14 protein-coding genes are annotated in these 12,406 nt (G+C 67.7%); 6 read left to right on the top strand and 8 right to left on the bottom strand.

What is annotated here, in order from left to right:
• Positions 1 to 44: 44 nt before the first annotated feature.
• Genes H3005_RS16430 through H3005_RS16415 form a run of 4 tightly spaced genes read right to left on the bottom strand, consistent with a single transcriptional unit; the run spans position 45 to position 2,905 of the window.
• Positions 45 to 842, bottom strand: a complete 798-nt coding sequence (locus tag H3005_RS16430; RefSeq protein WP_191078592.1) for an N-formylglutamate amidohydrolase — start codon at positions 840 to 842, stop codon at positions 45 to 47.
• The gene (locus H3005_RS16425; protein WP_100551621.1) at positions 835 to 1,389 is read right to left on the bottom strand and encodes an NUDIX hydrolase; all 555 of its coding nucleotides are present in this window, start codon (positions 1,387 to 1,389) and stop codon (positions 835 to 837) included. The genes H3005_RS16430 and H3005_RS16425 overlap by 8 nt, the downstream gene beginning before the upstream one ends.
• Positions 1,386 to 2,327 (bottom strand): 5'-3' exonuclease H3TH domain-containing protein, encoded by a 942-nt coding sequence (locus H3005_RS16420; RefSeq protein ID WP_191078591.1) that lies wholly within the window; start codon positions 2,325 to 2,327, stop codon positions 1,386 to 1,388. Before H3005_RS16420 ends, H3005_RS16425 begins: the two co-directional genes overlap by 4 nt.
• Positions 2,324 to 2,905, bottom strand: coding sequence for a nitroreductase (locus H3005_RS16415; RefSeq protein WP_191078590.1), 582 nt, complete (start codon positions 2,903 to 2,905; stop codon positions 2,324 to 2,326). Before H3005_RS16415 ends, H3005_RS16420 begins: the two co-directional genes overlap by 4 nt.
• 332 nt (positions 2,906 to 3,237) lie before the next feature.
• Between H3005_RS16415 and H3005_RS16410 the strand changes: the two genes are divergently transcribed.
• Both H3005_RS16410 and H3005_RS16405 read left to right on the top strand, forming a co-directional pair.
• A complete protein-coding gene (locus H3005_RS16410) occupies positions 3,238 to 5,559 on the top strand; it encodes a DUF1631 domain-containing protein (RefSeq protein ID WP_191078589.1) in 2,322 nt (773 codons plus the stop codon).
• A gap of 52 nt (positions 5,560 to 5,611) precedes the next feature.
• Positions 5,612 to 6,691, top strand: coding sequence for an NAD(P) transhydrogenase subunit alpha (locus H3005_RS16405; protein ID WP_191078588.1), 1,080 nt, complete (start codon positions 5,612 to 5,614; stop codon positions 6,689 to 6,691).
• A gap of 74 nt (positions 6,692 to 6,765) precedes the next feature.
• On the opposite strand, the gene H3005_RS16400 is transcribed toward H3005_RS16405, so the two are convergent.
• The 3 genes from H3005_RS16400 to H3005_RS16390 are packed head-to-tail and all read right to left on the bottom strand — an operon-like array spanning position 6,766 to position 8,141.
• Positions 6,766 to 7,230: a DUF3106 domain-containing protein gene (locus tag H3005_RS16400; protein ID WP_191078587.1), complete on the bottom strand. Its 465-nt coding sequence runs from the start codon at positions 7,228 to 7,230 to the stop codon at positions 6,766 to 6,768.
• 3 nt (positions 7,231 to 7,233) lie between these two features.
• A complete protein-coding gene (locus tag H3005_RS16395; RefSeq protein ID WP_191078586.1) occupies positions 7,234 to 7,560 on the bottom strand; it encodes a hypothetical protein in 327 nt (108 codons plus the stop codon).
• Positions 7,557 to 8,141, bottom strand: a complete 585-nt coding sequence (locus H3005_RS16390) for an RNA polymerase sigma factor (RefSeq protein ID WP_100551627.1) — start codon at positions 8,139 to 8,141, stop codon at positions 7,557 to 7,559. The genes H3005_RS16395 and H3005_RS16390 overlap by 4 nt, the downstream gene beginning before the upstream one ends.
• 97 nt (positions 8,142 to 8,238) lie before the next feature.
• Here H3005_RS16390 and H3005_RS16385 point away from each other — a divergent pair, with 97 nt between their 5' ends.
• Both H3005_RS16385 and H3005_RS16380 read left to right on the top strand, forming a co-directional pair.
• On the top strand, positions 8,239 to 8,559 hold the full coding sequence (locus H3005_RS16385) for an NAD(P) transhydrogenase subunit alpha (protein ID WP_089238935.1): 321 nt from the start codon (positions 8,239 to 8,241) through the stop codon (positions 8,557 to 8,559).
• Positions 8,556 to 10,016 carry an NAD(P)(+) transhydrogenase (Re/Si-specific) subunit beta gene (locus H3005_RS16380; protein ID WP_025877971.1) on the top strand — a complete coding sequence of 487 codons (1,461 nt, stop codon included), beginning with the start codon at positions 8,556 to 8,558 and terminating at the stop codon, positions 10,014 to 10,016. The genes H3005_RS16385 and H3005_RS16380 overlap by 4 nt, the downstream gene beginning before the upstream one ends.
• Positions 10,017 to 10,116: 100 nt before the next feature.
• Here the strand turns inward: H3005_RS16380 and H3005_RS16375 are convergent, their stop codons facing one another.
• Positions 10,117 to 10,536 carry a hypothetical protein gene (locus H3005_RS16375; RefSeq protein WP_089238939.1) on the bottom strand — a complete coding sequence of 140 codons (420 nt, stop codon included), beginning with the start codon at positions 10,534 to 10,536 and terminating at the stop codon, positions 10,117 to 10,119.
• A gap of 121 nt (positions 10,537 to 10,657) precedes the next feature.
• Between H3005_RS16375 and sufT the strand changes: the two genes are divergently transcribed.
• Both sufT and H3005_RS16365 read left to right on the top strand, forming a co-directional pair.
• Positions 10,658 to 11,209 carry a putative Fe-S cluster assembly protein SufT gene (gene sufT, locus H3005_RS16370; protein ID WP_025877975.1) on the top strand — a complete coding sequence of 184 codons (552 nt, stop codon included), beginning with the start codon at positions 10,658 to 10,660 and terminating at the stop codon, positions 11,207 to 11,209.
• A 59-nt stretch (positions 11,210 to 11,268) separates the two neighbouring features.
• Positions 11,269 to 12,363, top strand: coding sequence for a branched-chain amino acid aminotransferase (locus tag H3005_RS16365; protein WP_191078585.1), 1,095 nt, complete (start codon positions 11,269 to 11,271; stop codon positions 12,361 to 12,363).
• Positions 12,364 to 12,406 lie beyond the last annotated feature (43 nt).

The raw sequence follows: 12,406 nt of genomic DNA, 5'->3' as shown, positions 1-12,406 counted from the left end.
CTACTTGTAGTGTCCCAGTAGATCCACGCCATGCGTGGATGCGGTCATCCGAACGCCAACAACTGCGGCTGCAACGCGGTGAAAATCCGCGCCAACCGCTCCGCCCAGGCCTGCTGACCGGCTTCATCGGCAATCAGGTCCTGGCGGATCTCCAGTTCCACGTGCACCAGGCCATGGCCTTCGCCATGCACCGGCACCGCGTAGTCGCTGCTGCTGTTGACCGAATAGGGTTCGTTGTCGCCCACCACCAGGTCGCCTTCATCGCGCAGCGCCTGCAGCAAGGCGTGGGCAAAGCGCGTGTCCTGGTGGTACAGCACGCCGGCATGCCAGGGACGCTCAACGCCGTTCATCACTGGGGTGAAACTGTGCATCATCACCAGCAGCGTCGGCCGTGCCGCATCGCGGCGCGCATCCAGTTCGGCATCGATGCGTGCATGGTAGGGCGCGTGGATCGCATCGATGCGCTGCTGCCGCTGCGCGGGCGACAGCCCGGCATTGCCCGGCACCACGGTGTGGTCGCTGACCTCGGGGATCAGCGTGGGCGAAACCAGCGGACGGTTGCAGTCGATCAGCAGCCGCGAATAGGTCTGCTCGATCGCCCACGCATCCAGCCGCTCGGCCAGTGCACGCGTGGTGCCGCCGATGCCGATGTCCCAGCCGATATGGCGGTCCAGTTCGGTCTGCGGCAATCCAAGATCGGCCAGCGCACGCGGTACCCGCTGGCCTGCATGATCGGCCAGCAGCAGGAACGGCGAAGCGCCCTGCGCACGGTGCACGCTGAAGATCGCCGGATCGTCGGCACCCAGCAGCGTCGGCAGCGCGTGCAGGCCGGCATCAGCCACGGGGGCGGCCGTCCAGATGGTGCTCGATCATCCACAGGCCGGCCCACAGCTTGGCATCGGCTTCATAGCCTTCGGCCATTTTCTGCACCAGCCAGGCGGCCGCCTGCGTGCGTGGGATCTCATGCACGGTGATGTCCTCGCTCTCGTCGCCGCCGCCTTCGCCGATGCGACGCAGGCCGGTGGCACGGACGAAGGCGATCTTCTCGCTGCTGGCACCGGAGGAGGTAGGACCGATCATCAGCACTTCGGCGTGCTCGGCGGTCCAGCCGGTTTCCTCTTCCAGCTCGCGTACCGCGGAAACTTCGATCGACTCGCCCGCATCGATGTCGCCGACCAGCCCGGCCGGCATCTCGATGGTCGGTGCCTGCAGCGGCACGCGGAACTGTTCGACGAACAGCACCTTGTCCTCGGGGGTGACGGCGATGATGATCGCGGCCAGGCCACCGGCGTGGGTGCGCTCGCTGTATTCCCAGGTGCCGCGCACCACCATGCGCTGGTATTTGCCTTCGTAGACGACACGCGGTGCTTCGGTGTTGCGCTGGCTCATGCGGGCTCGCTGGAAGTGGGAGAAGTGGGAACGGGGTCGGAAATGCCGGCGGCATTGAACAGCCGACGACGGGTCATGGGGCCGAAGCGCAGGGTCTGGCACAGGCCGCCAAGCAGCTCTGGATCGGCCGCCTGGCGCGGCATGCCGGGCTGGCAGCCTTCCAGTGGGGCGTCCAGGGCGATGGTGGTCAGCTGGCGCCAGAGCTGGGCGTGCTCGCGCTGCTCACGCAGGCGCACCGCCATCTGGGCCGCGCCGCGCAGGCGCAGGAACGGCACTTCGTCGAGGCGTTCGTACAGCACGTCCATGCTGCCGAAATGGGCCAGCAGCACGGCTGCCGATTTGGCGCCGACACCGCTGATCCCCGGAATGTTGTCGACCGCATCGCCACACAGCGCCAGGTAGTCGGCGATCTGGTGCGCGTGCACGCCGTGCCTGGCCTTTACCCCGGCCACGTCCCAGCGCTGGTTGCGTGCGTAGTCCCATTGCTCGTCATGGTCGAGCAGCAACTGCGACAGGTCCTTGTCGGCGGAAATGATCACGCCGCGATGGCTGTTGCGATGGCCATGCAGGGCGCTGCCGATCAGGTCGTCGGCTTCGTAATCATGGTGGGCCAGCACCGCCAGGCCCAGTGCCGCGCACAGCGCCTTGCAGTGCACGAACTGGCGCTTGAGCGCTTCCGGTGCCGGGTCGCGGTTGGCCTTGTAGGCCGGGTACAGGCGGTGGCGGAAGCCGCTGTCCAGCGCTTCATCGAAGGCGATGGCGATGTGCCGCGGGCGCTCGCGCTCAAGCAGGTCGAGCAGGAAACGGGCGAAACCATGCACGGCGTTGGTCGGCCAGCCCTGGCTGTCCTGGAACTCGTCCGGCAGCGAATGCCAGGCGCGGAACACATAGATGCTGGCGTCGACCAGGTACAGCGGCGGCGGTGCCGGCAGGGTCATGCCGGAGGGGTCCAGTCACGCAGCAGCGCCATCGGGTCCGGGCGCTCGCGCTCAGGCACCTCGGCCTTGGGCGTGCCGATGTGGATGAAACCGGCAATGCCTTCGCCCTCGGCCAGCCCCAGATGGGCGTGCACGGCGGGATCAAAGGCCATCCACGCGGTCAGCCACTGCGCGCCGAAGCCCAGCGCCTGGGCCGCCTGCAACAGAGCAAAGCACACGCAGCCAGCGGTCATCAGCTGTTCCTGCGCGGGCACTTTCGGGTCCGGGCGCGGGCTGGCTACCACCACGATCACCAGGGGTGCGTGGCTGAAGCGCTGGCGGTCCTTCTCGAACACGGCGTCGCCGGCATGCGGATCGCGCTCACGGCTGCGCGCGGCCAGAAAGTCGCCCAGAGTGTGACGTGCATCGCCGGCGATCTTCAGGAAGCGGAACGGCACGCGCTTGCCGTGGTCGGGCACGCGCACCGCCGAGGCCAGCATCCGCTGCAGGGTGGCCGGGTCTGGTCCGGGCTCGCCCAGTTGCCGCGAGGGCACCGAGCGGCGGGCATCCAGGGCAAGCAGGGCAGCAGGGTCGGGCATGGAGTCTGAACCGGTCATCACGGGTCGCTGATTATAGTCGGGGAGGTAGATGACGCCGTTTGTGTCGCGTCAGACCCCTGAATAGCAAACTGTGATGAACATCATGCCACTGGCGGATCACGAAGCCCCGCTTCCCCTCGCCTCGCAGGCCCTGCACGGCTTACGATACGTAATATTGCCGGGCCGCCGTTCATGAGGTTTGAAGTGAGGACTGTTTCACTGTCCGTGATGGGCTGGCCGGCCTACCATCGAGGGACCGGTGCATGGGGTGCACCGGCCGTCGCGATGTCCATGATGTCTGTCGCACCAGAGAAGGTGGGGAGCCTTCCCGAATGATGAGCGCGCCCACTCCGATGGGATCGCCGGGCCGTGACCCGGCCCAGCTCCAGCTTGCCCGGGACATCGTCCTGCCGGCGTTGTGCCAGGCCTTTGGCGCGGCACTGGCCCGCTTCGATGATGCCCTGTTCGACCGTGCCGGCAATGCCGGCTCGTCGCAGTTGCTGTTCCTGGACGCGATGCGCGAGCTGCGCCGCCGCCGTGAGGAGATTGCCGGTGCCTTCGCCGGCCATCTCGGCCATGCCTGGGCCGGCCTGGCTGCAGGCGAGCCCGTCTCTGCCGAGCTGACCCTGTCCGGACAGGCCCAGGACGGCCTGAGCCTGGTGCCGGAACATGTACTGGAATCGCGGTTGGCGGTGCGCAACTTCGCCACCGTGCTGCTGCGCGACTTCAAGCCGGTGCTGGCGCGGCTCGACCGTCGCCTGGGCTGGCTGGGTGGCGGTATCGACCTCGATGCCGACCGCAACCCGATCAGCCCCGAGCATCTGGGCGTGGCCATCCACGAAGCCTTCGCCGGCTGTGAGCTGGCCCCGGAAGTGCACCTGGTGCTGATCAAGCTGTGCGAGCGCGACATGCGCGCGCCGGTGGGCCGCATCTACGAAAAGCTGGACGAGCACCTGGCCGCGGCCGGGGTGATGTCGCAGATGGGTGCCCCGCGCCGACCACTGGCGCCGGCCCCAACGCAGCACGTTGCGCATGGCCTGGATGATCTGGTCGAGCAGCGCACGGCACCTGGCTTCGACAACGAATTCAATGACGACGAACAGGCCGCACCGGCCTGGGCGCAGCGATTCGCCGCGCGCTGGTCGGAGCGTCGTGGCCACATGCAGCAACACGCGGGTGGCGAAGAGAGCCCGTCCGGTGAAGCCTATTCCGGCCAGCAGGGCATGCTGCTGGAGGCCCTGCACGAACTGCTGCAGCAGACCCGCCACGTGCGCGAGGACGCGACCTCTGCGGCGCAGGTCGCGGTCGGCCAACATCGCCCGTTGAGCCAGCGCGAAATGATGTCCGTACTGTCGCTGCTGCAGGCCACGCCCAGTGCGACCCTGCGCGCGGCGATCGGCGAGGACGGCGAATCCCTGGCGCAGCGCTTGAAGAGCGAAGTGCTGTCCAGCGCCACCCGGCTGGGTGTCGATCCGGGCCAGACCCGGCTGGATGCGCAGGACGAGGATGCGATCGACCTGGTCGGCATGCTGTTCGACGTGATGCTCGATGAGCGTGAACTGGAAGGCCGCTCGCGTGAGCTGATCGGCCGTCTGGTGGTTCCGTTCGTGAAGGTGGCGATGCTGGATCGCCGCATGTTCGTGCAGAAGACCCACCCGGCGCGCAAGCTGCTCAACTCGCTGGCTGAAGCCTGCGAGGGCAACACCGGCGAAAGCCAGGCCGAACGCATGCTGATGGCCAAGGTCGAAGAAATCATCGAGCGGCTGGTCGCCGAGTTCAACGAGAACCTGGCAATCTTCCTGACCCTGGAAGAAGAGTTCCGCGATTTCCTGGTACAGCACCGCCGTCGCGTGGAAATCGCCGAGCGTCGGGCCGCCGAGACCCAGCGCGGCCAGGAAAAGCTGGAAATGGCCCGTACCCGTGCCGGTGCCGAACTGGATCGTCGCATCGGCGACGCCACCCTGCCGCCGGCGATCGCCGAATTCCTGCGCCAGCCCTGGCAGCACCATCTGACCCTGGCGCTGCTGCGCGAGGGCGAGGAGGGTGCCTCGGTGGCCGAAGCGCTGACCCTGGCCGATGGCCTGCTGGAGGAAGTGGCCGAGGCGCGCCGGCAGATTGTCGGCAAGCCGTGGCTGCAGGCCTGGCAGCCGCTGCTGGCCAAGGTGTTTGCCAGCGTCGGCGTGCATGGCGACGCAGCCACCGCCGCCGTCGATGCGCTGCACGACACATTGCAGGGCATCGCCGAATCGCGACCGGAGCTGCAGCGCGCGTTGCCCGAGCTGCCGCAGGTGGTGCTGCCCGCACCGCCGGCACCGGAAACGCCCGCCGTCGAGCTGGGCAGTACCTTCAATACCGACGATTTCGACAACGCCGATGCCGATCGCTTCCGCCGGATGGAAATCGGCAACTGGCTGGACTTCGTCGACAAGGACGGCAAGGTGCAGGCCGGCAAGCTGTCCTGGATCAGCCCGATTTCCGCACGCCTGCTGTTCGTCAACCGTCGTGGCGTGCGCTTCTGCGTGGCCTCGCCCGAGGAGCTGGCGGTGATGGTGCGGTTGGGTCGCCTGCGTCCCCACGTCGACGATGGCGCCTTCGACAGCGCCATGCAGGGCGTGCTTGACCGCCTCGACCCGGGTGGTGCGACGCTGCACTGAGCCGCGTACGCCTGCTAGGATCGGACCCACTCACCGATCAGCGGGAATCTGCATGGCCGTGGTGTTGCTGGGGATCAAGGAGACCGCGCCGGGCGAACGACGCGTTGCGCTCACGCCGGAGACGGCGCGCAAGCTCGGTGCGCTTGGCATCACCGTGTGGTATCAGCCCGGTGCGGGCCAGGCCGCCGGTTTCACCGATGCCGCCTACGACGACGCAGGTGCCCGCGCCTTCGACGCCGCCCGTTGGGCCGAGATCGACATCCTGCTGTGCGTGCAGGCGGCACCCGCCGAGGTGCTGGCCCAGCTCAAGCCGGGCGCGAGTGTGGTCGGCCTGCTGACCCCGGCGGCCGACCCGGCGTTGGCTGCATTGGCTTCGGATGACCGCCTGCACCTGTTCCCGCTGCAGCAGTTGCCGCGCACCACGCGCGCGCAGGCGATGGACGTACTCAGCTCGCAGGCGGGCATGGCCGGCTACAAGGCGGCATTGATCGCTGCCGAACGCGCGCCGCGTTTCTTCCCGATGCTGACCACGGCGGCTGGTACCGTGCGTCCAGCCAAGGTGCTGGTGATCGGCGCCGGTGTCGCCGGCCTGCAGGCCATTGCCACCTCGCGCCGCCTGGGTGCGCAGGTGGAGGGCTTCGACGTGCGCCCGGAAACCCGCGAGCAGATCCAGTCGCTCGGTGCGCGCTTCCTCGACCTCGGGGTAAGCGCGGTGGGCGAGGGCGGTTATGCGCGGGCGCTGACCGACGAAGAGCGTGCCGAACAGCAGCGTCGTCTCGGCGACCATCTGCGCAGCGTGGACGTGGTGGTCTGCACTGCCGCCGTGCCGGGACGCCGTGCGCCGATGATCGTCACCGCCGCGATGGTCGAAGGCATGGCAGCGGGCAGCGTGATCGTCGATCTGGCCGCAGAGAGTGGTGGCAACTGCGAACTGACCCAGCCCGGTGGATGCATCGAGCACCAGGGCGTGACCATCGATGGCCCGCTGGGCCTGGCCAGCCTGGGTGCGACCCAGGCCAGCGAGATGTATGCGCGCAACCTGATGAACTTCGTCGCCCTGTTCGTGCGCGAAGGCCAGCTTGGTTTCGACTGGGAAGACGAGCTGCTGGCGAAAACGCGCTGGCAGGCATGACCCGGCAACGCCGGTTGCCTCTCCGGTAGATCCACGCCATGCGTGGATGAGGGGCCCCGCGTGCGGATGGCGGGTTACCGCGGTTTCGCCGGCGGCGGATTGTCCCGTACCCATTCCCTGCGTTCGTCCGCGCTCATCTGCGACCAGCGCTCGCGCATGGCATCGCGCTGGGCCGGGCTGAGGTCACGCATCTGGCCGAACAGCGCCCGGGCCTGCTCGCGTTGTTCCGGGCTCATGTGTTCGAAGCGGCGCAGGCCGCGGCGGGCCTTGTCGCGTTCTTCCGGGCTCATCGACTGCCAGCGCTGGCCGTGCGAGAGCATGCGCTGGCGCTGAGCAGCGTCGGCGCCGTTCCAGCGGTCACGCAGCGGCGCCAGCAGCGCTTCACGCTGGGCCGGGCTCAGCTGTTCCCAGTCCGGCAGCGGCACGGTTGCAGGGGCCGGCCGCGCGGCAGGCGCCGGTGCGGTGGCCTGCGCCAGAGCCGATGCAGCCGGCAGCAGGGTCAGGGCGATCAGCAGGGGCAGGGAGGGGTATCGCAACATGGTTCACTCCATCGCCAGGTCGTTGTCGCCCAGCCACAGGTACAGATCGGGATTCTCGTCGTACAGCACGCCATTGTCTTCTTCCGCCGCCACGATCGGCGCGGCGGCACCGCCTTGATGTTCGCCCGGGCCGACGAACTGGACACCGATGCCCAGCGCGATCACCAGCGAACAGGCGCTGGCCAGCCACCAGCGCCAGCGACCGGCGTGCGCCCTGGCAGCGCTGTGACGGGCACCACGCAGGCGTGCCAGCGTGGCCGGCGACAGCGCCTGCAACGACTGCGCGTGCAGGCTGCGCAGGGCGTCATCGGAAGGCAGGGGGCGGTTCACAGGTGCATCTCCAGTTGATTCTGCAGCGCCTGTCGGGCGCGCGCCAGATGGGTCTTTACCGCGCCCTCGCTGCAGCCCATGGCGCGGGCGGTGGTGGCGCCGTCCAGGTCCTGCAGCACGCGCAGGGTGAAGGCTTCGCGCTGGCGGGCGGGCAGCGCGCGCAGTGCCTGCACCAGCTGCTGGTACTGCTGGCGCTGCTCGTGCGCCTGCGCGGGGTCCGGGCCAGGGTCGGCCCAGTCGATCTCGCCACCGTCGGCGTCCTGGTTGTCGCGCCAGAACGGCAGGCGGAAGCGGCGGCGGCGCTGCAGGTCGATCACCCGCCGGCGCAGGATGCTCCAGAACAACGGCGCCCACTCGGCGGCCGGCTTGTCGGCGTAGTCCAGCATGCGCAGCAGCGCATCCTGCACCGCATCCAGCGCGTCATCACGCTGGCGCAGGCCGGCCTCGGCGAAGCGGAAGGCGCGCGGCCCGACGCTGGCCAGGAACGCTTCCAGCGAGGCCGGAACGGCGTCGGCATCGGTGGTTGAGGGGACAGGGCTGCTCACCAGCACAGGGTACGGTTCCTCGGCAGGGGTCACCATCGACAACGCGTGAGCGCGGTTGTGGTTGACCGGAACGCGCGCCGGGTTCAGCCCGTGGTTATGATGGGGCGACGAAGACAGAGCAGGAGCGTTGCCGGTGAGTGACGGGTTCGTGGCGCTGTACATCTTCATGTTGGCCGCGATTGCCGGCCACGTGATCATTTCCCGGGTCCCGGTGATCCTGCATACCCCGTTGATGTCGGGCTCCAACTTCATCCACGGCATCGTGCTGATCGGCGCGATGGTGGTGCTGGGGCACGCGCAGACACCGCTGGAGAAAATCCTGGGGTTCCTTGCCGTGGTACTCGGCGCCGGCAACGCAGCCGGCGGCTATGTGGTCACCGCGCGCATGCTGGAAATGTTCAAGCCGAGCGTGCGCAAGACCGGCAACGATGAACCGAAGGAGCCACAGGCTTGAACATCAGCACCGTCGAACTGCTCGATTGGCTGGTCAAGGCCAGCTACCTGGTTGCCGCCACGTTGTTCCTGCTCGGCCTGCAGCGCATGGCCTCGCCGATGACCGCAAGCAGCGGTATCCGCTGGGCGGGGCTGGGCATGCTGCTGGCCACGGTGGCGACCTTCTTCCTGCCCGAACTGCACAACGTGCCGCTGATCCTGGTGGCACTGCTGCTGGGTGCCGGCCTGGCCTGGTGGTCGGCGGGCAAGGTCGCGGTCACCGACATGCCGCAGATGGTCGCGCTGTACAACGGCATGGGCGGTGGCTCGGCGGCGGCCATCGGTGCGGTGGAACTACTGCGCTATGCCTTCCTGGCCAACCGCGATACCACCCACTGGAGCGCGCAGGCGCTGGCCGACCTGGCCGCGCGCCAGCCGTCCGGCACGGTGCTGGTGCTGGCCGTGGTCGGCGCGGCGATCGGTGCTGTGTCGCTGTCCGGCTCGGTGATCGCCTGGGCCAAACTCGATGGCCGCCTCGACAAGCGCGTGACCTGGCCCGGCCAGCAGGTGATGAACCTGCTGGTGGCGCTGGCCGTAGTGGTGCTGGGCATCATCGCTGCAAGCACGCTCAGCACCTGGGCCATCGTTGCCTTCTTCGTGCTGGCGCTGGCGCTGGGCGTGTTGATGACGCTGCCGATCGGTGGCGCCGACATGCCCGTGGTGATCTCGCTGTACAACGCGTTCACCGGCCTGGCGGTGTCCTTCGAAGGCTACGTGCTGGGCAACGAAGCATTGATCATTGCCGGCATGATGGTCGGCGCAGCCGGCATCCTGCTGACCCGGTTGATGGCCAAGGCGATGAACCGGCCGATCCGCAACGTGCTGTTCTCCAATTTCGGCGGTGGCGCCGGGGGGGAAGCGCAGGCGATTTCCGGATCGCAGAAGCCCATTGAAGCGGCCGACGTGGCCGCGATGATGGGCTTTGCCGAACGTGTGGTGATCGTGCCCGGCTATGGCATGGCCGTGGCCCAGGCCCAGCACAAGATCTGGGAACTGGCGCAGCGGTTGATCACGCGCGGGGTGAAGGTGAAGTTCGCCATCCACCCGGTGGCCGGGCGCATGCCCGGGCACATGAACGTGCTGCTGGCCGAAGCGGGTGTGCCGTATGACCTGATCGCGGACATGGACGACATCAATCCCGAATTCGCCACCACCGACGTGGTGCTGGTGATCGGCGCCAACGATGTGGTCAATCCGGTGGCGCGCACCGATCCGGCCAGCCCGATCTACGGCATGCCGGTGCTGGACGTGGTCAACGCGCGCAACGTGGTGGTGATCAAGCGCGGCAAGGGCACCGGCTTTGCCGGTATCGAGAATGCGCTGTTCTACGCCGACAACACGCGCATGCTGTATGGCGATGGTGCAGAGGCGGCGGCGTCGCTGGTCAGCGAACTGAAGGCGCTCGACGGCGGGCATTGAGGGTTGGGGTCGGATCCCTTTCCGCAGGAAAGGGCTCTGACCCCAGATCCAACCACCCATCCACGCGTGGCGTTGATCTACCAGGGCATCACCGGCGCGATCAACGCGCCAGCCACGCTCCAATCACAACGGCCACCGCCAGCCACAGCCATTCGACCACGCCATTGGCCAGGGTGATCAGCGTCCAGGCCAGGTGCGGGCCCATCCGCAGCGAGGCGTCCCACGGGTTCAGGCCCATCGAGCCGCCCATCCAGGCACTGGCGATGGCCCAGTTCGCGATGGCGGCCACCAGCAGCGTGCCCAGCACCACCAGGGCGATGCGCAGCTTGCCGGGGCCAAGTGTGCCCAGACGCAGCATGAACACCAGTTCCAGGGCGGTCAGTACCGCCATCCAGCCGACCGGACGGCCGGTGAACAGGGCGATCAGCATCCAGGCGAGGGGGGCGGTGGCCAGCGCCAGCAACAGCATGAAGGGCCAGAGCCAGGTAACGGTCCTGGCGCGTGCGGCATTGGAGGACATCGAAGCTCCTGAAGGTCACCCACAGGATACTGTGGTTTGCCGCAGTGCACCGGCGAGGGCCGGGCGCCTACGTTAGAATGCCGTCTTGCGTGGCTTCGGCCGCAGCCCCATATCGGTCCCCATGTATTCCCGTAGCAGCGAACCTGTCCACTTCGAACGCGATTGCGAGGCCGTGATGGTCCCGCAGGGCGACACCGTGACCCTGCCCGCCGGCAGCTATGGGTACATCACCCAGGCGTTGGGCGGCAGTTATTCGGTGTTCGTCGAGGGCAATCTGTTCCGCATCGCCGGCAAGGATGGCGATGCCATCGGCAAGGAAGCGCCGGCGCCGCTGGAGCTGCCCGACGATGCCAGCGACGAGCAGGTCGAACAACTGGTGTGGCAGCAGCTGCGCACCTGTTTCGACCCGGAAATTCCGGTGAACATCGTCGAACTGGGCCTGGTCTACGAGGTCGAGATCAAGCACCTGGACGAAGGGCAGCGCGAGATCGACGTGAAGATGACCCTGACCGCGCCCGCGTGCGGCATGGGCGACATCCTGGTCGACGACGTGCGCAGCAAGCTTGAAATGATCCCGACGGTGGCCGAGGCCGACGTCGAGCTGGTCTTCGATCCGCCGTGGAACCAGCACATGATGTCCGAGGCTGCGCGCCTCGAAACCGGCATGCTTTGACCCACGGCCCGCAGTGACGCGGGCCCGGCATTACCCGCAACCAGAACAGGAAATCTCCGGTGTCCCAGTCCATTCCCAGCTTCGCCGTCACCCGTTCGGACCACCCGCGCAGCGCTGAAGAGCGCGCCCAGATCCTGGAGAAGCCGGGCTTCGGCCTGCACTTCACCGACCACATGGTGGAAGTGCGCTGGGACAAGGACACCGGCTGGCACAACGCCAACGTGCGTGCCTATGGTCCGCTGCAGCTGGACCCGGCCGCGGCCGTGCTGCACTACGGCCAGGAGATCTTCGAGGGCATCAAGGCCTACCGCCATGCCGATGGTTCGATCTGGACCTTCCGCCCCGATGCCAACGGCCGTCGCCTGCAGCGTTCGGCGCAGCGCCTGGCGCTGCCGGAACTGCCGGTGGAGATCTTCGTCGAATCGCTGAAGCAGATGATCGCCGTCGACAGCGCCTGGGTGCCGTCGGTCGATGAGTCGAGCCTGTATTTCCGTCCGTTCATGATCGGCGATGAAGCCTTCCTTGGCGTGCGCGGCGCACACAAGGCCGGTTACTACGTGATCGCCAGCCCGGCCGGCCCGTACTTCGCCAAGGGCGTCGCCCCGGTGTCGATCTGGCTGTCCACCGAGTACGCGCGTGCGGCCAAGGGCGGCACCGGTGCGGCCAAGTGCGGTGGCAACTATGCCGCGTCGCTGCTGCCGCAGCAGAAGGCGCAGGCACAGGGCTGCTCGCAGGTGCTGTTCCTGGACCCGGTCGAAGGCAAGTATCTGGAAGAACTGGGCGGCATGAACGTGTTCCTGGTCTACAAGGACGGGACGCTGGTCACGCCGGAACTGTCCGGCAGCATCCTCGAGGGCATCACCCGCGAGAGCATCCTGCAGCTGGCCCGCGACCGCGGCATGAAGGTCGAAGAGCGCAAGGTCACCATTGACGAGTGGAAGCAGGGCGTGACCTCCGGCGAGATCGCTGAAGTGTTCGCCTGCGGTACCGCTGCGGTGGTCACCCCGATCGGCCAGCTGAAGGGCGAAGGCTTCTCGGTGGGCGACATCAATGCGCCGGCCGGCGAAGTGACCATGTCGCTGCGCAAGGAACTGACCGACATCCAGTACGGCCGCCTGCCGGACCGCCACGGTTGGCTGGTCAAGCTGGGTTGATCGCCTGCATTGAACTGTAGAGCCGAGCCCACGCTCGGCTGCT

The sequence above is a fragment of the Stenotrophomonas sp. Br8 genome, assembly GCF_014763005.1.
Classification (GTDB): Bacteria; Pseudomonadota; Gammaproteobacteria; order Xanthomonadales; family Xanthomonadaceae; genus Stenotrophomonas; species Stenotrophomonas lactitubi.
This window is presented reverse-complemented; position numbering and strand designations above follow the sequence as displayed.

Bases quoted from the DNA above. Each gene is read 5' to 3' on its own strand.
- sufT (WP_025877975.1), top strand. From the start codon at position 10,658: ATGTATTCCCGTAGCAGCGAACCTGTCCACTTCGAACGCGATTGCGAG.
- H3005_RS16405 (WP_191078588.1), top strand. From the start codon at position 5,612: ATGGCCGTGGTGTTGCTGGGGATCAAGGAGACCGCGCCGGGCGAACGA.
- H3005_RS16375 (WP_089238939.1), bottom strand. From the start codon at position 10,536: ATGTCCTCCAATGCCGCACGCGCCAGGACCGTTACCTGGCTCTGGCCC.
- H3005_RS16390 (WP_100551627.1), bottom strand. From the start codon at position 8,141: ATGGTGACCCCTGCCGAGGAACCGTACCCTGTGCTGGTGAGCAGCCCT.
- H3005_RS16425 (WP_100551621.1), bottom strand. From the start codon at position 1,389: ATGAGCCAGCGCAACACCGAAGCACCGCGTGTCGTCTACGAAGGCAAA.
- H3005_RS16410 (WP_191078589.1), top strand. From the start codon at position 3,238: ATGATGAGCGCGCCCACTCCGATGGGATCGCCGGGCCGTGACCCGGCC.
- H3005_RS16415 (WP_191078590.1), bottom strand. From the start codon at position 2,905: ATGCCCGACCCTGCTGCCCTGCTTGCCCTGGATGCCCGCCGCTCGGTG.
- H3005_RS16420 (WP_191078591.1), bottom strand. From the start codon at position 2,327: ATGACCCTGCCGGCACCGCCGCCGCTGTACCTGGTCGACGCCAGCATC.
- H3005_RS16400 (WP_191078587.1), bottom strand. From the start codon at position 7,230: ATGTTGCGATACCCCTCCCTGCCCCTGCTGATCGCCCTGACCCTGCTG.